Raw genomic sequence first — 21,929 nt, forward strand, 5'->3', positions numbered from 1 at the left:
TAATGCCCGCGATGCCGAATCAGACTCCCCTGCCTTTTCCGGAACCCGACAAGGGCGCGCCGGCCACCGACGCGACGCCGTCTCGTGCTGCCCAGACCGCGCCTGAAGGGATGTCCGACGCCGTACCCGAAGCCGCCGCGGATGCGACTTCCGAAGCCGTGACCGAAGCTGTAGGCGACACCGCACCGGAAGCCCGCGCACCGGCCGAACCCGACCCGGCCCAACCCGAACTGCCTATCCCCGCCGTCCCCGCTGCGGCCTCGTCCGTGCGCCCCGAGCGCCGTCGCCCGGCCAGCGCGCCGCGCCGCCCCTGGTGGGCCAAGCTGCTCGGCCGCCTGATGGCGCCGTGGGTGCAGCTGACCATCGAGCCGCGCAACCCGACCGCCGAAATCCCAGAGGAATGGAGCGGCCGCCCGGTCTGCTACGTGCTCGAGGACTACGGCCTGAGCAATGCGCTGATCCTGGAGCGCGCCTGCCGCGAATCGGGTCTGCCCTCGCCATTGCAGCCGCTCCCGGGCGATCCGCTGCGACGCAAGCGTGCCTACCTCGCGCTGTCCCGCCGCAACGTCAACACGCTGGCGCAACTGCAGGCGCTGGCCGGCACCGCCGAGCCGACCACCAAGAGCCATTCCAGCTCGCTGGCGCGCCTGCTCGATGCCCACCGCAGCGATCCGACCCTGGACGTGCAGCTGGTACCGGTGTCGATCTTCGTCGGCCGCGCGCCGGACAAGAACAGCGGCTGGTTCTCGGTGCTGTTCTCGGAAAACTGGACCCTGGTCGGCCGCTTCCGCCGCCTGCTGGCGATCGCACTCAACGGCCGCGACACCCTGGTCCGCTTCGCCCCGCCGATCGGCCTGCGCGCAATCGTCGACGAAGGCCTGCCGGCCGAACGCACGGTGCGCAAGCTCTCGCGCGTGCTGCGTGCACATTTCCGCCGCATCCGCGCGGCGGTGATCGGCCCGGACCTGTCGACCCGGCGCCTGCTGGTCGACCAGGTACTGACCTCGACCACGGTCCGCGACGCCATCGCCGACCAGGCCCGCCGCGACAACTCCAAGCTCGCCGATGCCTGGAAGAAAGCCCACACCTACGCCTACGAGATCGCTGCCGATTATTCGCACCCGGTGGTGCGCTCGGTCAGCTTCCTGCTGGCACCGGTGTGGAACCGCATCTACCGCGGCGTGCTGGTGCACCACCTCGACCAGCTCAAGGACGATGCGCCCGGCCATGAAGTGGTCTACGTGCCCTGCCATCGCAGCCACATGGACTACCTGCTGCTCAGCTACCTGCTTTACACGCGCGGCATCGTGCCGCCGCACATCGTGGCCGGCATCAACCTCAACCTGCCGGTGGTCGGCACGCTGCTGCGCAAGGGCGGCGCATTCTTCATCCGCCGCAGCATCCGTGGCAGCGCGCTGTACTCGGCGGTGCTCGGGGAGTACGTGGCGCAGCTGGTGTCGGGCGGTTACTCGATCGAGTACTTCGTCGAAGGCGGGCGCTCGCGCACCGGCCGGCTGCTGCAGCCCAAGGGTGGCATGGTGGCGATGACGCTGCGCGCATTCCTGCGCCAGCCCACGCGCCCGGTGCTGTTCCAGCCGGTGTACATCGGCTACGAGAAGCTGATGGAAGGCACGAGCTACCTCGACGAACTGTCGGGCAAGCCGAAGGAGAAGGAATCGATCTGGGCGCTGCTGTGGGGCATCCCCAAGGTGCTGCGCAGCAACTACGGCCAGGTGGTGGTGAACTTCGGCGAGCCGATCCGCCTCAACGACGTGCTCGCCGAGCATGCGCCCGACTGGGATGGCAAACCGGTCGGCGAAGATGAGAAGCCGGCATGGATGTCCGGCGCCGTCGATGCGCTGGCCGAGCAGATCCAGGTCAACGTCAACCGCGCCGCCGACGTCAATCCGATCAACCTGCTGGCGCTGGCGCTACTGTCCACGCCCAAGCACGCGATGGGCGAAGGCGACCTGCTCGCCCAGATCACGCTGAGCAAGACCCTGCTGGCGACGTTGCCGTATTCCGATCGCGTCACCGTCACGCCGCATTCGCCGCAGGAGATCGTCGCCCACGGCGAGGAGATCAATGTCCTCAGCCGCACCGCGCATCCGCTCGGCGACGTGCTGGGTGTCAGTGGCGACAACGCGGTGTTGCTGAGCTACTTCCGCAACAACGTGCTGCATCTGTTCACCGCGGCGTCGTGGATCGCCTGCTGCTTCCAGAACAACCGCCGCATGAGCCAGGCCGGCGTGCTGCGCCTGGGTCGCAACGTCTATCCGTTCCTGCAGGCCGAGCTGTTCCTGCCGTGGAGCGAGGACGAGTTCTCCCAGCGCCTGACCGACACCATCGAGGTGTTCATCCGCGAAGGCCTGCTCGAACGCATCAACGAGGAAGAAGGCGGCATCCTCGCCCGCAATGCCGGCCAGACCGACGAGGTGTTCCGCCTGCGCGCGATCGGCCACTCGCTGCAGCAGGCCTTCGAGCGCTACTACATCGCCATTTCAGTGCTGGTGAAGAACGGTGCCGGCACGCTCACCGCCTCCCAGCTCGAGAGCATGTGCCAGCTGGCGGCGCAGCGGTTGTCGCTGCTGTACGCACCGGCGGCGCCGGAGTTTTTCGACAAGACGCTGTTCCGCGGCTTCATCCAGAAGCTGCGCGAACTGAAGCTGGTGTGGCCGGACGAGAATGGCAAGCTGGCCTTCGATGCGCGACTGGATGCGTGGGCCAAGGACGCCAAGGTCATCCTCGGCCGCGAGCTGCGCCACACCATCGAGAAGATCAGCCCGGAAACGGCCAAGGCCGAACCGGTCGAGACGGCTACCCCGGCGGCCTGAGCCTCCTCGGCGCGCCCTGCAAAGCAGCCTGGACGATGCGGCGATACAAGGTCGCCGCATGCCAGGCGCCGTCGCACAGCGCGCGCCGCTGCGCGCCTTCGTCGGCCTGTTGCCACAGCCAGCGCCAGTCGCAGCCGTCGTCGGCAGCCAGCAGGCGGTGCAGCAGGTAGGTACAGCCGCGCACCGGCAGGAACGAGCGTTCGAGCACGGCGACCAGGGCGTGGCGGGCCATGCCGCCGGTGACCGCCTCGTGCAGCGCGATCGCACCGAGCACGCGGTAAGGACGCCGGTGTCGGTGCCGCTCGACGAAATCGCGCCAGGGTTCGGCCGCGACCGGGGCGATGGCGACGATGCCGTCGGTGCGACGCACGTCCGCCGCGGCCATCCGTTCCCAGTCGCGCATCTTCGCCGTGCGCTCGCCGGCCCATTGCCGCAGGGCCGGCGTCGACAGGGCCGGCGCCAGCGATTCCAGGACGAAGGCACCGGTCCGGCACAGCGCGTTCTCGGACGCCAGCCAGCGCAGGTAGCTGTCGCGATCCAGGCCGTCGCTGCCGATCAGCTGGGCCAGGTCCTCGGCGAGGTCGTGCTGGGCGGTCTGTATCGCCTCCTGCCAGCGCAAGGCAGCGGCGTGTTCGCCGAAGGGCGCCTGGCCGTGGCTTCGTCTGGATCCGGTTTGCATGGCGTCCCCCCCGGGGCCGATGCTCGATCGATGTCGCCGCAGGCGGTCCCTGCGGCGAGTGGTCCTGCATCGTGCGGGGCCGGGGTGCGGGAATCCTTGCCGCGTCCTGAAGAGTTCTGAAAGCTTGTGAATCGTCGGCGCGGACTTGTGATCGTGCGTACCGCCGGGCCGGGCGCCCCTTGCCGGCCGCGCGGCCACGCGCCAAAGTGCGGTTTCTGCGACGGAGGGGGCCGTGGCCGAGTCGCCGTCATCTTTGAACATGTCGTCATCGCCGGGCATCTGGCGATACGGCCAGGTCGTGCTCGACGAGCGCATTGCCGCGGTCCGGGCCGGTGCCGCCGACGTCGAACTCGACCGCAGCAGCTACGACGTGCTGCTGGCGCTGCTTCGCCACGCCGGCGAAGTGGTGACCAAGGACGAACTGCTCGAGTCCGGCTGGCCGGGGCGCGTGGTGTCGGAGAACTCGCTGGTCAAGGCGATCGGCCGCCTGCGCCAGGCGCTGGGCGAGGACGGCGCAGCGATCCGCGTCGTCCACGGCTACGGCTACCGGCTGGCGGCGAAGGTGCGGTTCGAGGCGGTCGCCGTGGAGAAGGTGCACGCGCACCCGCACGACGCCGAGCGCCTGCGCGACGGCGACCGGTTGCCGCACCGGCCGGGCTGGCGCCTGGTCCAGCGCCTGGGCGAAGGCAGCGCCGGCGTGATCTGCCTGGCTCGCTCCGACAGCGGCGAAACGCGCGCGATCAAGCTGGCGACCAGCGAGAGCGGGCTGCGCAGCCTCAAGCGCGAGATCGCGCTGGCGCGCTACATCCAGGCGGTGCGCGCCGAGCTGCCGGCGGTGGCGCCGGTGCTGGGCTGGAACCTGGCGCAGCCGCCGTTCTTCCTGGAGATGCCGTACTACCCGCACGGCCACCTGCGCGACTGGGCGCAGGCGCAGGGCGGACTGGCCGCGCTGTCGTTCCAGCAGCGGCTGTCGCTGTGCGTGCAACTGTGCGAGGCGGTGGCCGCGCTCCACGAGATCGGCATCCTGCACAAGGACCTCAAGCCGGAGAATCTCTACCCGGTCGCCGACGGCGCAGCGCCCGGCGGCTGGCGCTTCGTCCTGGCCGACCTTGGCGCCGGCGAAGCCGCACTGACGCCGCAGCTCGCCGAACTCGGCCTGACCTACAGCCTCGTCGACGGCAGCCACTCGCTGACATCGGCGCAAGCCGGCAGCCTGCTCTACATCGCCCCGGAAGTAATCGCCGGCGAAATGCCGACCCAGAGCAGCGACGTCTACGCGCTGGGCGTACTGCTGTACCAGCTGCTGGTCGGCGACCTGCGCCGTTCGCTGGCGCCGGGCTGGGAAGCGGCGCTCGACGATCCGCTGCTGTGCGAGGACATCGCCCTGGCCGCGGCAGTGGATCCGAAGCAGCGCGTGCTCGATCCGCGCATGCTCGGCACGCGCCTGCGCACGCTCGACCAGCGCCACGCCGAGCGCGACCACGACCTTCGCCGTCGCGATGAAGACGAGCGCCGCGCGCGCCACCAGGCCAGCGAGCGCAATCGCCTGCGCATGTGGGCGGCCGTCACCGCCGCGCTGCTGGTGGGTCTGGTCGCGACCACGGCGATGTCGGTGCGCGCCGATCGCGCGCGCCTGCTCGCCGAGGAGAATGCCCGTCAACGGCAGGCGGTGCTCGACTTCGTCACCAGCGACGTGCTGGCACAGGCCGATCCGTATTCTGGCAAGGGCGATTCGGGCAAGCGTGATCCCGGCAAGCACGCCGGCGGCAACCAGGTCAGCGTTCGCGAAGCAGTCGATCGCGCCGCGGCCCAGGTCGACCCGCGTTTCGCCGACGATCCGGCGGCCGCCGCGACCGTCCATGCGCTGGTCGCCAATGTCTTCTTCGGCCAGGACCGGCACGCGCTGGCGATCGGCCACTACCGCCAGGCGCGCGCGCTTTACCGCCGCCTGGGCGCCGACCAGCTGCCGGCGCTGATCCGGGTCGAGACAGGCCTGTGCGACGTGCAGCGCATCGCCAACGATCTGGCTGCAGCGGAGGAAGCCTGCGCATCGGCACTGCGCCGCAGCGAGGACGCGCCGGCCGAGCGCCCGTTCGCGACCCTGAAGATGGGCCAGCTGCGCACCGAACAAGGCCGCTACCGGCAGGCACAGGCGATCCTGCAGCCGCTGCTGGCCTCGCAGGCGCTCAAGGGCGATGCCAAGGCGCAGGGCGAGCTGTACTGGTCGCTGGGCCTGTGCGCGCGCGGCCTTGGCGAGTACGGGCAGGCGCGCAAGCATTTCGAGGACCTGCTCGCGCTGTACCGCAGCTCCGGCGAAACCACCACCTGGACGGCGTGGGCGTACAACTCGCTGGGCAGCGTGCTGGTCGAGACCGGCGATTACGACGCCGCAGAACCACTCCTGCTCAATGCACGGCGCATCTTCGAGCAGACCCAGGGCGTCGGCCAGGTCGAGGCGCAGATGCCCAACATCTGGCGCACCGAGAGCCGCCTGCGTCGTGGTCAGTGGCAGGAAGCCCGCACGCTGCTGCAATCGTTGCTGGACAACTGGTCGGGCGCGCTCAAGCCCGATCATCCGTTGCCGCTGCGCGCGCAGGCCAACCTGGCGTGGGCCGAGGCCATGAGCGGCGACCGCGGCATCGCGCTGGCGCGCCTGCAGGCAGCGATGCGCGATCGCGTCCGCCTCTTCGACCAGCCCGGCGATCGCGTCGTCCCGCGCGTGCTGCGCTGGGTCCGCGCCGCGCTGGCGCTGGACAGGCTCGACGACGCCGCCACTTTGCTGGCGATCTACGACGCGCGCGCCGGCGACGAGCTTCCCGCCGAGCATCCGCTGCGTGGCGAAGGCGATTGCCTGCGCGCGCAGCTGACGTTGCGCCAGCACGACGTCAGCGGAGCACGCCGGCAGGCGGTCAACTGCGACAGGATGCTGCGGGCGTTCTATTCGCCGGCCCATCCGCTGGTGCGCGAATCGGCGTCATTGCTACAGCGGCTGAACTAGACCACTGAGCTGGATCACTGTGGGAGGGCTTCAGCCCCGAAGAGGTGGCAGGTAAGTCCGATCGGGGCTGAAGCCCCTCCCACCAGTGCCTCCCACTCAAGCCGGCTCGTCGGGAATCAACGCGCTTTCCAGCCTCGAGATGCAGTCCTTCAGCCACAACTTGCGCTTTTTCAGGCGCTTGACCGTCAACTCGTCGGCATCGGGCTCGCGCACCAGGCGTTCGATCGCCACGTCCAGGTCGCGGTGCTCCAGACGCAGCTCGGCGAGCTGGCGTGCGAGGACGGCGGGATCGTCGCTTTCGATCATCCGCGAAGCTTAACGCGGTCGCGTTGCAGGCGTCACCGCCGGCTCTAATGGCATAACCCTCCCGGCACAAGCCGTGCCCGTTGGACGCCCGGTAGAATGGGCGTCCGATGAGCACCGTCCTGCCCCTTCTCGAACCCACTCCCCACGTGCGCGCCGTCCAGCGCCGCGCGCACGAGAACAACAAGCTGGCCAAGCGCCTGCGCCACCAGGTGGGTCGCGCGATCGCCGATTTCGGCATGATCGAGGATGGCGACAAGGTCATGGTGTGCCTGTCCGGCGGCAAGGACAGCTACACGATGCTCGACATCCTGCTGCAGCTGCAGGCCAAAGCGCCGGTGAAGTTCCAGCTGGTCGCTGTCAACCTCGACCAGAAGCAGCCTGACTTTCCGGAGCACGTGCTGCCGGCCTACCTCGAGTCAATTGGAGTCCCGTACAAGATCCTCGAGCAGGACACCTACTCGGTGGTCACGCGCGTGGTGCCGGAAGGCAAGACGATGTGCTCGCTGTGCTCGCGCCTGCGCCGTGGCGCGCTGTACGCCCACGCCGCCGAACAGGGCTTCACCAAGATCGCCCTGGGCCACCACCGCGACGACCTGGTGTCGACGTTCTTCCTGAACCTGTTCTTCCACGCCAAGCTCGCCGGCATGGCGCCCAAACTGCTGTCCGATGATGGTCAGCACGTGGTCATCCGGCCGCTGGCCTATGTGCGCGAAGACGACATCGCCGCCTACGCACAGGCCAGGCAGTTCCCGATCATTCCGTGCAACCTGTGCGGCTCCCAGGAGAACCTGCAGCGCAAGCAGGTCAAGAAGATGATGGACACGTGGGAACGCGAGACCCCGGGGCGCATCGAGACCATTGCCCGGGCGCTGGGTGACCTGCGCCCTGCGCACTTGTCGGATCCGAACCAGTTCGACTTCCTTTCGCTCGGACGCCGCGGTGATGCGCCGTTGCCGGACGCGCGTGCGTGGCTGGCGGGGGAACCGCAAGGCAACAACACGCCGGCCTGATGCGACTGCAACCTGTTACCGTCATTCCCAAGCCTGTCACCATCATTCCCGCGCCCTTTACCGTCATTCCCGCGAAGGCGGGAACCCAGCGTCTTTCGCTCTCATCGTGCGAAAGCAAAGACCCTGGGTTCCCGCCTTCGCGGGAATGACGGCTTTACCCCTCTTTCCAGGATCCTCGATGTTCTTCCGCAACCTGACGCTGTTCCGCTTCCCCACCACCACCAAACTCGATGAACTCGACACCGGCCTGGGCGAATGCCTGCTCAAGCCGGTCGGCCCGCTGGAGCTGTCCAGCCGTGGCTTCATCTCCCCGTTCGGCCGCGGCGACGACGAGCTCTCGCACACCCGCGGCGATGCCACCTGGCTGGCGGTCGGTGGCGAGGACAAGATCCTGCCCGGCTCGGTCGTCAACGACATGCTCGCCAAGAAGCTGGCCGAGATCGAGCAGAAGGAAGGCCGCAAGCCCGGCGGTCGCACCCGCAAGCGCATCAAGGACGAGCTGATCACCGACCTGCTGCCGCGCGCATTCGTCAAGCCCAGCCGCACCGATGCGCTGATCGACCTGGGCCACGGCGTGGTCGCCGTCGACACCTCCAGCCGCAAGAGCGGCGAGAACGTGGTCAGCGAGATCCGCCGCGCACTGGGCAGCTTCCCGGCCCTGCCGCTGAATGCCGAGATCGCGCCGCGCACGGTGCTGACCGGCTGGGTTGCCGGCGAGGAGATGCCCGAAGGCCTCTCGCTGGGCGACGAATGCGAACTGCGCGACCCCATCGACCAGGGCGCCGTGGTCAAGGTGCAGCGCATGGAGTTGCAGAGCGACGAGATCGCCAAGCACCTGGAGTCGGGCAAGCAGGTCACGCGTCTGGCGCTGACGCTCGACGACCACGTTTCGTTCGTGCTCGGCGAGGACCTGGTGGTGCGCAAGTTCAAGCTGCTCGACGGTGCCGTCGACGAACTCGAATCGACCGAGCGCGAGGACCTGCGCGCCGAACTCGATGCCCGCTTCGTGCTGATGGCCGGCGAGTTCAAGCGCCTGTTCACGGTTCTCGAAAGCGCGCTCAAGCTGTCCCGCGCCGAGCTGTCCCGCGCCGAGCTGTGACGGCGCCGGCACGCGGCCGTCATCGGGTCGAAATGCACCTGGAAGCCGGCGACGGCCGCGAGCACGTATGATCGGACGCAACCGCGTTCGTACCCCACCGAGCCGTCCGCCATGCCTTCCCAGTTTCGAATGTTCGGTCGCCTGCTCGCGCCGAAGCCACGCACGATCGAGCGCGAGTCGCTCGAGGTCGAACTGGATGACGGCCGCACGATAGTCCTGCAGCGCGTGCGTGATCCGCGTTCACGGCGACTGAAGCTGTCGGTCGATGAACGTGGTGCGCGCCTGACGATGCCGACCCGCTGCAGCATCGCCGCCGCCGACCGTTTCGTCGCCGAGCATCGGCAATGGCTGGCGACGCAATTGGACCGCTACGGCATCGACGGCGTGCCCGTGCTCGAGCGCGACGTCAGCGCGCAACTGCCATTGCGCGGCGCGATGCTGCCGCTGCAGTGGCAGCAAGGGCGATTCAGCCGGCTCGAAGCGCACGGCGAATCCCTGATGTTCACCTTGCCCGCGCGCGCCGGCGATCTTGCGATCCGCCGCGCCGCCCGCGATTTCTACGAAGCGCAGGCACGTGCCGATGTCGGCCGCTGGCTGCCGCGCTACCTGCCGTCGCTGCCGCGCGCGCCGCGGCGGGTGGCATTCAAGATGATGTCGTCGCAGTGGGGCTCGCTGGCACCCGATGGCTCGATGGCGCTGGACCTGTCGCTGGTGCTGGCACGGCCGAGCGCGTTCGAGTACGTGGTCGTGCACGAGCTGTGCCATCTGATCCACGCCGATCATTCGCGCGCGTTCTGGCGCGAGGTGGAAGCGCGCTGCCCGTACTGGCGCAACGAGCGCGAGTACTTCCACGGCGAAGGACGGCAGTTGAAGGCGACGCTGCGGGCGTTGTGCGGGAAGGCGGCGGCGTAAGGCACCACATCCTCCCTTACCCTCAGCCCCCTCGCCGTTAGCCCCCTTACCGTCATCCCGGCGAACGCCGGGATCCAGGCCCTCAACGCCGCAGCCTCACTACCGTCATCCCCGCGAAGGCGGGGACCCAGGGACGTTGCCTTTGCCTGCGGCGTCGCAACAGCAAATGGATCCCGGCGTTCGCCGGGATGACGGTGATATGTCGGAGAGGGTATCGGCCTGGGTCCCGGCGTTCGCCGGGACGACGATGAGGGGGGACGACGGTGACAGGTCGGAGAAGGTACGGGCCGCTCAGCCGTCGCGCAATACCGTCAGGAAATCTCCGATCGCCGCTGCCACCCGCGCCGGATCTTCCATGTGCAGGTGGTGTCCACCCTCAAGCACGATCAACTCGCCACGCGGCAGCAACCCGGCGCGCTCGCGCCGCAGTTCTTCGGGGAGATAGGGCTGCGCCGGGCTGGCGAAGATCACCCGCGTCGGGCACTCGATGCCGGCAACCAGGTCGCGGACCTGCAACTCGGTCAGGCGCTGCATCGACGGCAGGGTCAGGCGGGGATCGCTGGACCAGACGAAACCGCCCTCGACCGGCACCACGCCGCGCTCGACCAGCATCTTCGCCGCCGATTCGCTCAGCCGGCTGCCGACCTGGGCGCCGGCAGCCATGCGCGCGCGCACCGCGACCATCGGATCGGGAAACACGCGCAACGACTTGCCCGGCAGCGCGCGCATCGCCGCGACCGCATCGCGCAGGCGCGAGACGGTGCGCTCGGGCACTTCGGCCAATGCACCCAGCGCCTCGATCGCCACCAGTCGCTCCACCCGCTGCGGGCAGGCGGCGGCGACCAGGCTGGAAATACCGGCGCCCATCGAGTGGCCGAGCAGCGCGAAGCGATCCCAGCCGAGCGCGTCGGCGACGTCGAGCACGGCATTCACCGCCGCGGCGAACGAATAGTCCGCGCCCGGCGGCAGGTGCGCGCTGGCGCCGTGGCCGGGAAGGTCCGGAGCGACCAGGTCGATGCCCTGCAGGTGCTCAGCCAGCGGCATGAAGCTGGCGGCATTGTCGAGCCAGCCGTGCAGGGCCAGCACGCGCGGCGCGCCGGGTTGACCTCCGCGCAGACCGGTGATGCGACCCAGCGGCGTGTCGAGTACGAATTCCTGCATGGGGTGTACAGGCATCAGTGCCAGGCCTCGAGGCGATTGCTTGCGATGGCGGCCAGCACGCGGGCGTGGTCGCGACGGTCATTGAGGCACGGGATGTAGCGCAACCTGCCGCCGCCATCGGCGAACTGCCCGGCGAAATCCCCGCCCAGCATCATCGCCACTTCTTCCAGCGTTTCGATGCAGTCGACCGGGAACCCGGGCGCGACCACGTCGACATTGCGCACGCCGCGTGCGGCCAGCGCGCGCAACGTGCCCTGGGTGCTCGGCTCGAGCCAGCGGTCGCGGCCGAAGCGCGACTGATAGCTCAGCGTCCACGCGTCGTCGGCCAGGCCCAGGCGCTGCGCGATCGCGCGCGCACTGGCCTGGCACTGGCTGGCGTACGGGTCACCGGCATCGACCAGCCGCTGCGGCAGCCCGTGGAACGAGAACAGCAGTTGCTCGCCGCTGCCGTTGGCGGCGCGGTGGTCGCGGATCGAAGCGGCCACCGTGTCGACCCAGCCCGGGTCGAGGTGGTAGTCGTCGATCATCCGCGTCTGCAGGCCGTCGCCGGCAGCCGCCAGCACGTCGGCCACGGATGCAGTGGTGGTGGTCGAATACTGCGGGTACAGCGGCAGCACCAGCACGCGCCGCACGCCCTCGCCGCGCAGCTGGCGCAGGCGTGCGGCGAGCGACGGCGTGCCATAGCGCATCGCATCGATCACGCGCAGGCGCGGCAGTTCGTCCTGCACGACCCTCGCCAGGCGGCGGGTGTACACCGCCAGCGGCGAGCCGCCATCCTCGCCGGGCACCCAGATGCTGGCGTACTTCCTGGCCACCGGCTTTGAACGCAGCGGCAGGATCACCAGGTGCAGCAGGGGCAGCCAGAGCGCGCGCGACAGGGCGACGACGCGGCGATCGGAAAGGAATTCGGCCAGGTAGCGGCGCACCGCCGCGGGTGTCGCGGCATCGGGCGTGCCCAGGTTGACCAGGACCAGTGCCGTTTTGGGCGCCGTGTCGGGCGCCATATCGGAGGTGGCTGCGGGAGGCACGTCGTCGCCGACGGCGATGCTGGCGGGGGCTTGCATCCGCATAGGATGACAGCTGGCCACGAGGTTGCCGATCCCCTGGCAGCGAACCCGTCGCCGATCTGCCGTGGGATCTTTCAGCTTATGCGACGCCGAGTCGTTTGGGTCGCTTTTACTTTCGCGCTGATTCGGTGAGGATTCATCGCCATATAACTAGCCTGAAGCGACTGCCCTGTTGGCGGTCGAGTCCACATCCCCTGGAGTCCGCCATGTCCCCCCGTCTGCCGTCACGCCGCCTGCCGCGCCTCGCCGTCCTCGTGCTCAGCCTCAGTCTTGCCGTGACCGCGGTGGCGGGTCCGACCGAGGATCAGCGCGCCGTCGACGCGGTCCGCGTGCTCACGCAGATCCAGCAGATTCCCGAGTCCGGCATTCCCGACAAGCTGCTCGACGAGGCTCGTGGCATTGTCGTCGTGCCCGATTCGCTCAAGATCGGCCTGGTCCTGGGCGGTCGCCGCGGCCACGGACTGCTGTCGGTGAAGAACCCCGACGGCACCTGGTCCAACCCCAGCTTCGTCAAGCTCACCGGCGGCAGCATCGGCTTCCAGGCCGGCGTGCAGTCGGCCGACATCGTGCTGGTGTTCCGCAGCGACCGCGGCCTGGATTCGATCGTCAACGGCAAGGTCACCCTCGGCGCCGACGCCGGCGTCGCCGCCGGCCCGGTCGGCCGCAACGCCTCCACCGCCACCGATGGCCAGCTCAAGGCCGAGATCTGGTCGTGGTCGCGCGCGCGCGGCCTGTTCGCCGGCATTGCCCTCGACGGCGCCGTACTGTCGATCGACGATGCCGCCAACGAATCGGTCTATGGCAACGACACCACGCCGCGCATGATCTTCGAGGGCCGTGCCCACGGCCAGCCGTCGACGGCCGTGGTCGACTTCCGCGATCGCCTCGAGGAAGCCAGCTCGATCGCGCGTACCGCACGCAGCAATGCCAGCGCCGACGCGCGCGCCCGCGGCACCGCGCCTGCACCGGCAGCGCGCCCGGCCACGCCGGCGGCAGCGGCTCCGGCAGCCACCACTGCGCCGGTCCAGGCGCCGCAGGCGGGTCCTGCGCAGGCCAAGCCGAGCCAGTTCGAAACCGTCGAAAGCCCGGTCAAGGCCGAACCGCTGCCCTGATGCAGGAAGCGGAAGCGGGAAATCGGGGGGCGCAACGAAGTTGCGGATGTGCTGGGCGCCGGCCTCCGGCCGACATGAACAAGCAATCATGGCGCCCGCCTCCCCATTCCCTGTTCCCCGTTCCCGCCGTCGCTCTGCTGGATAACGCCGCAACTGACCACCCTGGAGTATCCTGAGCATCCATTTCCTGCGGACATACTCATGGGCGGTTTGAGTCTTTGGCACTGGCTGATCGTGCTGGTGATCGTGGTGCTGGTGTTTGGCACCAAGCGCCTGGGCAACGTCGGCAAGGACCTTGGCGAGGCCGTGAAGGGCTTCAAGAAGGGCATGCGCGACGAGGACGACAAGCCCGCCGCGCAGCTGCGCGACGATTCGCGCGACGCCGGGCAGCAGTCCAGCGACACGGCCAACAAGCAAGACGACCGCACGCCGCGCTGACGCGGCGTGCCCTGACCTGCGTCGGTAGCCGGCCATGTTCGATATCGGCTTTTCCGAGCTGTTCGTCATCGCGATCGTCGCCCTGCTGGTGCTGGGGCCGGAGCGCCTGCCCAAGGCGGCGCGCTTCGCCGGCCTGTGGGTGCGGCGCGCCCGCGCGCAGTGGTACTCGGTGAAGTCCGAACTCGAGCACGAGCTGGCCGCCGAGGAGCTCAAGCGCAACCTGCGCGACACCGAGCAGACGCTGCGCGAAGCCCACGACGAGCTCAAGTCCGGCCTGGACGAGGCCCGCAACCGCATCCAGCGCGAGGGCGATGCCCTGCGTCGCGGCGTCGACGAGATCGACGCCGAACTGCGTGCGCCGGCTGGCGACAGCAGCGCCGCCGAGAGCATCAGCACCGACAGCGCGCCGGCTGCCGATCCGTCCGCGACCAGGACCCACCCCGGCCACGAGCCGCATGACCCCTCCCCGGCCGCGGACGACGCGGTCGAGCGCCGATGAATCGCGACCCTTCGCACGCCACAACCGGTACGGATCACGACAGTGACGCCGGCGCCGAGCCGCGCCTGATCGACCACCTGATCGAGCTGCGCGCGCGCCTGCTGCGGGCGGTGGTCGGCCTGCTCGCGGTGTTCCTGGTGCTGATGCCGTTCTCGGCGGACATCTACGGTCTGCTGGCGGCGCCGCTGCTGGCGAACCTGCCGGCGAGCGGGCAACTGGTCGCCAACGACCCGGCCGGCGGTTTCTTCGTGCCGATCAAGCTGGCCTTCTTCGCCGCGCTGCTGATATCGGTGCCGTGGCTGCTGTACCAGGCCTGGGCCTTCGTCGCGCCGGGCCTGTACCACCGCGAGAAGCGCCTTGCGGTGCCGCTGCTGGTGTCGGCGGTGGCGCTGTTCTACATCGGCTGCGCGTTCGCCTTCTTCCTGGTGCTGCCGTCGGTGTTCGGCTTCCTCGCCAGGTTCACCCCAGATGTCGTGGCGATGATGCCCGACATCGGCAAGTACCTCGATTTCGTCCTGGTGATCTTCCTCGCCTTCGGCGCCAGCTTCGAGCTGCCGGTGGCGCTGGTGATCCTGGTGCTGCTGGGCTGGGTCACGCCGCAGCAGCTGAAGGACTCGCGCGGCTATGCGGTGGTCGGCGTGTTCGTGATCGCCGCGATCATCACCCCGCCCGACGTGGTCTCGCAGCTGATGCTGGCGATCCCGATGTGCCTGCTGTACGAGGTCGGGATCGTCGCCGCGCGCTGGCTGGTGCCGCAGAAGGCAGAGAGCGACGCCACCCCGTAGCCTGGGCAAGCCAAGCGCACCCGGGGCCCCGCGTCGCCACCGGATGTACAAGAAAAAGCCCCGCTTCCGCGGGGCTTTTTCGTCGCCGGTGCCAAGAAGGCCGAGATCGAGCTCAGACTTCGATGCTGTCCAGGCTCGGCGGCACCGCAACGGCGGTTTCGTCGCCGAACGTGTCGCGCCATGCGTAGAAGCTGCCGGCGACCAGGACCACCAACACCGCGGCGCCATAGGCGATGTACACCATCAGCACCAGCACCGCGCCGATCAGGCCGCCGATCAGCGACAGCATCGCCGACACCAGCACCAGCACCACCGCGCTCAGGGCAACGCTGCAGATGAACAACAGCGCGGCCAACGCGTTGGCGCCGACATTGGAGACCGATGCGCGCAGGCTGTCCTTGACCGCCGCCGACAGGTTGGCGCCGGCGAACAGGATCAACGGCACCGAGAACAGCATGATCGCGTAGCTGAAGTAGTTGAACAGCAGCTGCGCGGCCATCAGCAGGCCCGGGTGATCGGGCTGCGGCATGACCGGGACCGAGCCGCTCATCGCGCCGCGCACGGCGGCCATGTAGTTGCTCCAGTAGTCGCTGCCGGCGAGCACGCCGACCAGGGCACCGCCGGCGATCGCCAGCACGATCTGGATCAGGCCCATCAGCGCCAGCGCGCCGGCCTTCTTCTGGCGGATCGGCGCGAACAGGTCGCGCGCGCGGACCGGTCGCCCGGCTTCCGCCTCACGCACGACATGCATCATGCCGCCGAGCAGGATGGGCAGCAGGAACACCATGCCGACGAAGACCGCTGCGATCGCGGGAATGATCTGCCCCATGTCCGGCTGCCCGGAACGGGCCAGCATCGCCACCGGCACCACCAGGATCAGGCCGACTCCGTACAGCGTGCAGATGAACAACAAGGCGGCGCCGAATATCGCCCGCGGACTGCGCCGGCCGACGTTGATCGCCTGAACGAACCAGGCCAAACCCTGGCGCACCGGCACTTTGCGAATCTGCGTCATCGCTGTTTCCATTCTTTGAAGTCGTGGTTGTATCGGTGCCGCGGTCGCCGACCGCAGGCTCAATGATCGTGCAGGTTGCGCGCGTGGCGGACGAACCGGCGCAGCACGCGCCGCGCATGCGGCGTCGCGCTGACATCGCGCGCCATCGCCTTGGCGCAGCGGCCTTCGCGCTGGAGCGCGTCCTGCCGGGCCTGGACATAGCCGCGCATGTGGGTGGCGCTGAATTCGGGATGGAACTGCACGCCCCAGGTGCGCTCGCCCCAGCGGAAGGCGTGGCAGTCGTCCTGCTGCGAGCGCGCCAGCACCGTCGCGCCTTCGGGCGCGCGCAGCACGGTCTGCAGGTGCGTGGCCTGCGCGGCGAACTGCGCCGGCAGGCCGGTGAACAGCGGGTCGTGTTCGGCGTGCGGGTGCAGTTCCAGGCCGATCGTGCCCATCTCGCGTCCGGCCGGGTTGTCGCCGACTTCGCCGCCGAGCGCGTGCGCCAGCAACTGGTGGCCGTAGCAGATGCCGAACAGCGGCATGCCCGCCTGTGCGGCGTCGCGCAACCACTGCGCACTGCGCTCGCTCCAGTCGCGGCGCTCGGTCACCATCGCCGCCGAGCCGGTGATGATCGTACCGGCGAATCCTTCGCGGCCCGGCAGCACCTGGCCGCCTTCGACATTGACCACCACCGCCTCGTCGGCCTCCAGGCCGGCGGCGACGCGGATCCAATGGGGAAAGCCGCGATGGCGGCGCATCGAGACGACTGGCTGGCCGGTTTCGACGATCAGGAAGGGTCGCTTGTGGCGATGGGTCACGGTGCAGACAACACAGGCAAGGGTGGAACGACTCCCGGCGGCAAGCGACTGGCGCAGGCCGGAAGGGCAAAAAACCAGCGGCATCAAGGCCCGCGGCTATACTAGCGCGCTTTGCAGCACGCCAATCGGGAACCATGGCCGCACCTACCTTCCAGGAACTCATCCAGCGACTGAACGCCTTCTGGGCGGACCAGGGCTGCGTGCTGATCCAGCCGCTCGACCTGGAGGTCGGCGCAGGCACGTTCCACCCGGCCACGTTCCTGCGCTCGCTCGGCCCGGAGCCGTGGAATGCGGCCTACGTGCAGCCCTGCCGCCGCCCCACCGACGGCCGCTACGGCGAGAACCCCAACCGCCTGCAGCGCTACTACCAGTACCAGGTGGCGATGAAGCCCAGCCCCGACAACATCGTCGAGCTGTACTTCGACTCGCTCAAGGCGCTCGGCGTGGACCCGCTGGTGCATGACCTGCGCCTGGTCGAGGACAACTGGGAATCGCCGACCCTCGGCGCCTGGGGCCTGGGCTGGGAGGTCTGGCTCAACGGCATGGAAGTGACGCAGTTCACTTATTTCCAGCAGGCCGGCGGCATGGAATGCCGTCCGGTGCTGGGCGAGATCACCTACGGTCTCGAGCGCCTGTGCATGTACCTGCAGAACGTCGACAACGTCTTCGACCTGGTCTGGACTCATGGACCGGACGGCACGCCGGTGACCTATGGCGACGTCTACCACCAGAACGAAGTCGAGCAGAGCGCCTACAACTTCGAGCACGCCGACGTCGCCGAACTGTTCCATCGTTTCGACGCCTGCGAGGCCGAAGCGCTCAAGCTGATCGAACTGGGCCTGCCGCTGCCGGCCTACGACCAGGTCTGCAAGGCCAGCCACAGTTTCAACCTGCTCGATGCGCGCCGCGCGATCAGCGTGACCGAGCGCCAGCGCTACATCCTGCGCGTGCGCCGCATCGCCCAGGGCGTGGCCGAGGCGTATTACGCGCAGCGCGAGAAGCTTGGCTTCCCGGTGTTGCGCAAGGTCGTTGCAGAAGCGGGAACAGGGAACGGGGAACAGGGAACGGTCGGATGACGTTCGTCGCGCGCATCGTCTTCCGGTGCGAGGTCGTCGCCCATAACGAAAGGCGATGACGACCAGACTCGATGCAGCGATCGTTCCCCGTTCCCCGTTCCCCGTTCCCGCTTTGCACCAAGCATCCCAGCCCGCCCCCGCCACGGGCTAACGGACCAAGACCAACCATGAAACCGCTGCTGATCGAACTGGGTACCGAAGAACTTCCCGTCAAGGCGCTGCCCGGCCTGGCCCAGGCCTTCTTCGACGGCGTCATCGACGGCCTGCGCAAGCGCGGCGTCGCCTTCGCCCGTGGCGAATCCAAGCCGCTGTACACGCCGCGCCGACTGGCCGTGCTGCTGCCCGGCGTCGCCGACGAACAACCGGAACAGAAGTCCGAAGTGCTCGGCCCGTACCTCAACATCGCCCTCGACGCCGACGGCCAGCCGACCAAGGCCCTGCAGGGCTTCGCCGCCAAGGCCGGCATCGACTGGACCGCGCTGGAGAAGACCAGCGACGGCAAGGGCGAGCGCTTTGTCCACCGCGCCGTCAAGACCGGTGCGCGCACCAGCGAGCTGTTGCCGGAAATCCTGCGGGAGGCAATAGCGGCCATGCCGATCCCCAAGCCGATGCGCTGGGGCGACCACGACTATGGGTTCGCCCGCCCGGTGCACTGGCTGGTGGTGCTGCACGGCAAGGAAGTAGTCGATGTGCAGATCTTCGGCGTGCGCAGCGACCGCATGAGCCGCGGCCATCGCTTCATGCACGACAAGCCGGTGTGGTTCAGCACGCCGGGCGACTATGTCGAGTTCCTGCGTGGCGCCAAGGTGCTGGTCGATCCGGACGAGCGTCGCGAACGCATCGTGCTGGAAGTCAACGCCGTCGCGACCGCGGCCGGTGGCAGCGCGCGCATCGACAGCGGCATCCTCGAAGAGGTCAACGGCCTCACCGAGTGGCCCAAGGCGGTGTCGTGCAGTTTCGAGCGGCAGTTCCTGGCGGTGCCGCCCGAAGCGCTGATCGCCACCATGGAAACCAACCAGAAGTTCTTCCCGGTGCTGGACGCCGAAGGCAAGCTCAGCGAGCACTTCATCGGCATCGCCAACATCGAGTCGCGCGACGAGAGCGAGGTCCGCAAGGGCTACGAGCGCGTGATCCGTCCGCGCTTCTCCGACGCCAAGTTCTTCTTCGTCGAGGACATGAAGCAGGGCCTGTCGGCGATGAACGACGGCCTGAAGACGGTCAAGTACCAGGACAAGCTCGGCTCCATCGCCGACAAGGTCGAGCGTGTGGCGACGCTGGCCGAGATGGTGGCCGCGCAGGTCGGTGCGCAGGTCGACGTGAACCCGCAGCAGGCACGCGAGGCCGCGCTGCTGGCCAAGGCCGACCTGCAGTCGCGCCTGGTCGGCGAGTTCCCGGAACTGCAGGGCATCGCCGGCCGTTACTACGCCGCGGTCGAGAACCATCCGCTGGAAGTCGCCCATGCCCTCGACGAGGCCTACATGCCGCGCTTCGCCGGCGATGCGATCGCGCCCAGCCCGCTGGGCCAGGTACTCGCCATCGCCGAGCGCCTGGACACGCTGGCCGGCGGTTTCGCCGCGGGCCTCAAGCCGACCGGCAACAAGGATCCGTTCGCGCTGCGGCGCAATGCGCTGGGCCTGGCGCGAACGCTGCTGGAAGGTGGCCACGACGTGGTGCTGCACGACCTGGTCGAGCGCGCGTTGTCGCTGCAGCCGGTCTCGGGGAAGGACCCCGCTGGCAATGACATCACCAGCCACGACATCACCAGCTTCATCTACGACCGCCTGCGCGGTTACTACGCCGACCGCGGCGTGGCGGGCACGCAGTTCGACGCGGTCGAGAACGTCGCCCACGATTCGCTGCCGGACTTCGACCGCCGCCTCAACGCCATCGGCGAATTCGCCAAGCTGCCCGAGGCCGAGGCGCTGGCCGCGGCCAACAAGCGCATCCGCAACATCCTGCGCAAGGTCGAGGGCGAAGTGCCCGACGCGATCGACCCGACCCTGTTCGTCGAGCCGGCCGAGCGCGAACTCGGCGAAGCGGTCGACAGCGCCGTGGCCGATACCGATCCGCTGCTCGACGGGCGCGACTACGTGGCCGTGCTCGGTCGCCTGGCGCGGCTGCGCCCGCAGGTCGATGCGTTCTTCGACGGCGTGATGGTGAACGTCGACGACGCGCGCATCCGCAACAACCGCCTCGCCCTGCTCAAGCGCCTTTCCGAGCGGCTGGGCAGCGTGGCCGCAATCGAGCACCTGTCGATGTAACGCAAGCCGCGGCCGCAGCGCCGCGGCCGCCTCACGGATTGTTCACTGGCTGACGGATGAAGCCCGGTTATCCTGCATCGATGCGCCCCCCTTACTGGCTCGCCCGCCTGCTGGCCACCGCCGTGTTGACGATCGCCGCAGCCGGGACCGCCCAGGCGGCGAAGGTCACGGCTGTCGATATCCGTGGCCTGGACGAAGTGGAAACGCTGAACGTGCGGGGCGCCTTGTCGCTGGTGCAGGCGATCGGCAAGGACCTGTCCGGGCGCCGCCTGGGCTATCTGGTCCGCGAGGCCGATGACGAGACGCGCGAGGCCCTGGAGCCGTTCGGCTACTACTCGCCGAAGATCGAAGTCACGCGCGAAGGCAGCGGCGACGACACCAAGGTGATCGTCAACGTGACGCTCGAGGAGCCGGTGCGCGTTCGCCGCGCCGACATCGCCATCATCGGCGAGGGCAGCGACGACCGATACCTGAAGCAGGACCTGTCGGCATTCAGGCCGCAGACCGGCGACATCTTCGACCACGCGCTGTACGAAGCCAGCAAGACCAAGATCACCCGGCGCCTGGCCGAGCGCGGCTACTTCGACGCCGATTTCACCTCGCGCAGGGTCGAAGTCACGCGCGCGCAGCACGCTGCCGACATCGACCTGGTCTGGACCAGCGGCGGCCGCTACGACATGGGCCCGATCACCTTCGTGCAGACGCCGCAGCCCATCATCCGCAACAGCCTGCTCGACAAACTGGTGTACTGGGAACAGGGCAGCTACTACCACCAGGGCAAGCTCGACCGCTTCCGCGAGTCGCTGGCGCGGCTGGACTACTTCTCCTCCATCGAGATCGAGCCCGACCCGGACCAGGCCGTCGACAACGAAGTGCCGGTGGCCGTGACCCTGACGCCGGCCAAGCGCACCGTCTACACCGCCGGTGTCAGCTACGGCACCGATACCGGCGCCGGTGTACGCCTGGGGATGGAACGCCGTTACGTCAACGATCGCGGCCACAAGGCGCTGGGCCAGATCGACTGGGCGGAGGAGCGCAAGACCGCGACGGTGCAGTACCGCATTCCCGCCTTCGCCTGGCTCGACGGCTGGTACACCTTCAGTGCCCAGTACTACGACGAGCAGAGCGATTACATCGACACGCGCAAGGTCGAGCTGGTCGCCAGCCGCAGCGGCCAGATCAGCCGTCGCCTCAATGCCGTGGCCTCGATCCATGCGCTGCGCGAACGCTGGGCCTACGTCTCCGACGACGACGGCGACGAGACCACGCCGGTGCAGTACCGCAACGCCACGTTCCTGTATCCGTCGCTGCGCGCGGACTACATCGATGCCGACGACCGCATCTTCCCGCGCAAGGCGATCGGCCTGACCGTGGAAGTGCGCGGCGGCCTGGAGGGCGTCGGTTCCGATGCCAACTTCCTGCAGACCTGGGGCGTGGGCCGCTGGTACCACGGCATGGGCGCGAACAATCGCCTGATCGTGCGGGCCGAAGCCGGCGGCACGTTCACCAATGCGCTGGTCGACATGCCTCCGAGCCTGCGCTTCTTCGCCGGTGGCGACCGCAGCATCCGCGGTTACGCCTTCCGCGAAGTCGGCCCGTCGACCATCGGCAGCGACGGCAAGAAGTACGCGCTGGGCGCCAAGAACGTGCTCACCGGCTCGGTCGAGTTCGAGCATTACTTCAACGACACCTGGGGCGCGGCCGGCTTCGTCGATGCCGGCGACGCCTTCGACGACACGCCCGACATCCACACCGGCGTCGGTTTCGGCGCACGCTGGAAGTCGCCGGTGGGGCCGGTGCGGTTCGACATCGCGCACGGCCTGAAGGACCCGGACTCGGATTACGAGATCTACCTCAACATCGGCGCAGACTGGTGAGGT

18 protein-coding genes are annotated in these 21,929 nt (G+C 68.7%); 12 read left to right on the plus strand and 6 right to left on the minus strand.

Annotation, left to right across the window (positions count from 1 at the left end):
• Positions 1-2 precede the first annotated feature (2 nt).
• The gene (plsB, locus tag AC3A3X_RS01670; protein WP_487581309.1) at positions 3-2,834 is read left to right on the plus strand and encodes a glycerol-3-phosphate 1-O-acyltransferase PlsB; all 2,832 of its coding nucleotides are present in this window, start codon (positions 3-5) and stop codon (positions 2,832-2,834) included.
• Here plsB and AC3A3X_RS01675 read toward each other — a convergent pair.
• Positions 2,818-3,513, minus strand: a complete 696-nt coding sequence (locus AC3A3X_RS01675; RefSeq protein WP_487581310.1) for a hypothetical protein — start codon at positions 3,511-3,513, stop codon at positions 2,818-2,820. The genes plsB and AC3A3X_RS01675 overlap by 17 nt on opposite strands.
• Positions 3,514-3,772: 259 nt before the next feature.
• On the opposite strand from AC3A3X_RS01675, the gene AC3A3X_RS01680 reads away from it, so the two are divergent.
• Positions 3,773-6,511 carry a tetratricopeptide repeat protein gene (locus AC3A3X_RS01680; RefSeq protein ID WP_487581311.1) on the plus strand — a complete coding sequence of 913 codons (2,739 nt, stop codon included), beginning with the start codon at positions 3,773-3,775 and terminating at the stop codon, positions 6,509-6,511.
• 96 nt (positions 6,512-6,607) lie between these two features.
• On the opposite strand, the gene AC3A3X_RS01685 is transcribed toward AC3A3X_RS01680, so the two are convergent.
• On the minus strand, positions 6,608-6,817 hold the full coding sequence (locus AC3A3X_RS01685; protein ID WP_200607831.1) for a YdcH family protein: 210 nt from the start codon (positions 6,815-6,817) through the stop codon (positions 6,608-6,610).
• A gap of 107 nt (positions 6,818-6,924) precedes the next feature.
• Here AC3A3X_RS01685 and ttcA point away from each other — a divergent pair, with 107 nt between their 5' ends.
• From ttcA to AC3A3X_RS01700, 3 genes are all read left to right on the plus strand, one after another.
• Positions 6,925-7,827, plus strand: a complete 903-nt coding sequence (ttcA, locus tag AC3A3X_RS01690; protein WP_487581312.1) for a tRNA 2-thiocytidine(32) synthetase TtcA — start codon at positions 6,925-6,927, stop codon at positions 7,825-7,827.
• Between the two features lie 178 nt (positions 7,828-8,005).
• On the plus strand, positions 8,006-8,926 hold the full coding sequence (locus AC3A3X_RS01695; protein ID WP_487581313.1) for a recombination-associated protein RdgC: 921 nt from the start codon (positions 8,006-8,008) through the stop codon (positions 8,924-8,926).
• A 111-nt stretch (positions 8,927-9,037) separates the two neighbouring features.
• Positions 9,038-9,838 carry a M48 family metallopeptidase gene (locus AC3A3X_RS01700; protein ID WP_487581314.1) on the plus strand — a complete coding sequence of 267 codons (801 nt, stop codon included), beginning with the start codon at positions 9,038-9,040 and terminating at the stop codon, positions 9,836-9,838.
• A gap of 291 nt (positions 9,839-10,129) precedes the next feature.
• On the opposite strand, the gene AC3A3X_RS01705 is transcribed toward AC3A3X_RS01700, so the two are convergent.
• Both AC3A3X_RS01705 and hemH read right to left on the minus strand, forming a co-directional pair.
• A complete protein-coding gene (locus tag AC3A3X_RS01705) occupies positions 10,130-10,999 on the minus strand; it encodes an alpha/beta fold hydrolase (RefSeq protein WP_487581361.1) in 870 nt (289 codons plus the stop codon).
• A gap of 14 nt (positions 11,000-11,013) precedes the next feature.
• Positions 11,014-12,003 carry a ferrochelatase gene (hemH, locus tag AC3A3X_RS01710; protein WP_487581362.1) on the minus strand — a complete coding sequence of 330 codons (990 nt, stop codon included), beginning with the start codon at positions 12,001-12,003 and terminating at the stop codon, positions 11,014-11,016.
• A 296-nt stretch (positions 12,004-12,299) separates the two neighbouring features.
• On the opposite strand from hemH, the gene AC3A3X_RS01715 reads away from it, so the two are divergent.
• From AC3A3X_RS01715 to tatC, 4 genes are all read left to right on the plus strand, one after another.
• Positions 12,300-13,178 (plus strand): lipid-binding SYLF domain-containing protein, encoded by an 879-nt coding sequence (locus AC3A3X_RS01715; RefSeq protein WP_487581363.1) that lies wholly within the window; start codon positions 12,300-12,302, stop codon positions 13,176-13,178.
• Positions 13,179-13,379: 201 nt separating this feature from the next.
• A complete protein-coding gene (gene tatA / locus AC3A3X_RS01720) occupies positions 13,380-13,616 on the plus strand; it encodes a Sec-independent protein translocase subunit TatA (protein WP_386703161.1) in 237 nt (78 codons plus the stop codon).
• Positions 13,617-13,650: 34 nt separating this feature from the next.
• Positions 13,651-14,115: a Sec-independent protein translocase protein TatB gene (tatB, locus tag AC3A3X_RS01725; protein ID WP_487581315.1), complete on the plus strand. Its 465-nt coding sequence runs from the start codon at positions 13,651-13,653 to the stop codon at positions 14,113-14,115.
• On the plus strand, positions 14,112-14,900 hold the full coding sequence (tatC, locus tag AC3A3X_RS01730) for a twin-arginine translocase subunit TatC (protein WP_487581316.1): 789 nt from the start codon (positions 14,112-14,114) through the stop codon (positions 14,898-14,900). Before tatB ends, tatC begins: the two co-directional genes overlap by 4 nt.
• Before the next feature lie 112 nt (positions 14,901-15,012).
• Here the strand turns inward: tatC and AC3A3X_RS01735 are convergent, their stop codons facing one another.
• Together AC3A3X_RS01735 and AC3A3X_RS01740 are read right to left on the minus strand one after the other, a co-directional pair.
• Positions 15,013-15,915, minus strand: coding sequence for a hypothetical protein (locus tag AC3A3X_RS01735; protein ID WP_487581317.1), 903 nt, complete (start codon positions 15,913-15,915; stop codon positions 15,013-15,015).
• A gap of 59 nt (positions 15,916-15,974) precedes the next feature.
• Entirely contained in the window at positions 15,975-16,712 is a 738-nt protein-coding gene (locus AC3A3X_RS01740; RefSeq protein ID WP_487581318.1) for a glutamine amidotransferase, read from the minus strand.
• A 134-nt stretch (positions 16,713-16,846) separates the two neighbouring features.
• On the opposite strand from AC3A3X_RS01740, the gene glyQ reads away from it, so the two are divergent.
• The 3 genes from glyQ (at position 16,847) to AC3A3X_RS01755 (ending at position 21,926) form a co-directional block, all read left to right on the plus strand.
• On the plus strand, positions 16,847-17,788 hold the full coding sequence (glyQ, locus tag AC3A3X_RS01745) for a glycine--tRNA ligase subunit alpha (RefSeq protein WP_487581319.1): 942 nt from the start codon (positions 16,847-16,849) through the stop codon (positions 17,786-17,788).
• 167 nt (positions 17,789-17,955) lie between these two features.
• Entirely contained in the window at positions 17,956-20,049 is a 2,094-nt protein-coding gene (gene glyS / locus AC3A3X_RS01750) for a glycine--tRNA ligase subunit beta (protein ID WP_487581320.1), read from the plus strand.
• 80 nt (positions 20,050-20,129) lie between these two features.
• The gene (locus AC3A3X_RS01755; protein ID WP_487581321.1) at positions 20,130-21,926 is read left to right on the plus strand and encodes an autotransporter assembly complex protein TamA; all 1,797 of its coding nucleotides are present in this window, start codon (positions 20,130-20,132) and stop codon (positions 21,924-21,926) included.
• The last annotated feature ends 3 nt before the right edge of the window (positions 21,927-21,929 follow it).

Source organism: Lysobacter sp. Soil_N_23 (assembly GCF_057656135.1).

What these genes read in the sequence shown, in the direction of transcription:
- AC3A3X_RS01705 (WP_487581361.1), bottom strand. Translation starts at nt 10,999, where the DNA reads ATGCAGGAATTCGTACTCGACACGCCGCTGGGTCGCATCACCGGTCTG.
- AC3A3X_RS01700 (WP_487581314.1), top strand. Translation starts at nt 9,038, where the DNA reads ATGCCTTCCCAGTTTCGAATGTTCGGTCGCCTGCTCGCGCCGAAGCCA.
- glyQ (WP_487581319.1), top strand. Translation starts at nt 16,847, where the DNA reads ATGGCCGCACCTACCTTCCAGGAACTCATCCAGCGACTGAACGCCTTC.
- ttcA (WP_487581312.1), top strand. Translation starts at nt 6,925, where the DNA reads ATGAGCACCGTCCTGCCCCTTCTCGAACCCACTCCCCACGTGCGCGCC.
- AC3A3X_RS01735 (WP_487581317.1), bottom strand. Translation starts at nt 15,915, where the DNA reads ATGACGCAGATTCGCAAAGTGCCGGTGCGCCAGGGTTTGGCCTGGTTC.
- AC3A3X_RS01755 (WP_487581321.1), top strand. Translation starts at nt 20,130, where the DNA reads ATGCGCCCCCCTTACTGGCTCGCCCGCCTGCTGGCCACCGCCGTGTTG.
- glyS (WP_487581320.1), top strand. Translation starts at nt 17,956, where the DNA reads ATGAAACCGCTGCTGATCGAACTGGGTACCGAAGAACTTCCCGTCAAG.
- tatB (WP_487581315.1), top strand. Translation starts at nt 13,651, where the DNA reads ATGTTCGATATCGGCTTTTCCGAGCTGTTCGTCATCGCGATCGTCGCC.
- AC3A3X_RS01680 (WP_487581311.1), top strand. Translation starts at nt 3,773, where the DNA reads ATGTCGTCATCGCCGGGCATCTGGCGATACGGCCAGGTCGTGCTCGAC.
- hemH (WP_487581362.1), bottom strand. Translation starts at nt 12,003, where the DNA reads ATGGCGCCCGACACGGCGCCCAAAACGGCACTGGTCCTGGTCAACCTG.
- plsB (WP_487581309.1), top strand. Translation starts at nt 3, where the DNA reads ATGCCCGCGATGCCGAATCAGACTCCCCTGCCTTTTCCGGAACCCGAC.
- tatC (WP_487581316.1), top strand. Translation starts at nt 14,112, where the DNA reads ATGAATCGCGACCCTTCGCACGCCACAACCGGTACGGATCACGACAGT.
- AC3A3X_RS01685 (WP_200607831.1), bottom strand. Translation starts at nt 6,817, where the DNA reads ATGATCGAAAGCGACGATCCCGCCGTCCTCGCACGCCAGCTCGCCGAG.
- AC3A3X_RS01695 (WP_487581313.1), top strand. Translation starts at nt 8,006, where the DNA reads ATGTTCTTCCGCAACCTGACGCTGTTCCGCTTCCCCACCACCACCAAA.
- AC3A3X_RS01675 (WP_487581310.1), bottom strand. Translation starts at nt 3,513, where the DNA reads ATGCAAACCGGATCCAGACGAAGCCACGGCCAGGCGCCCTTCGGCGAA.
- tatA (WP_386703161.1), top strand. Translation starts at nt 13,380, where the DNA reads ATGGGCGGTTTGAGTCTTTGGCACTGGCTGATCGTGCTGGTGATCGTG.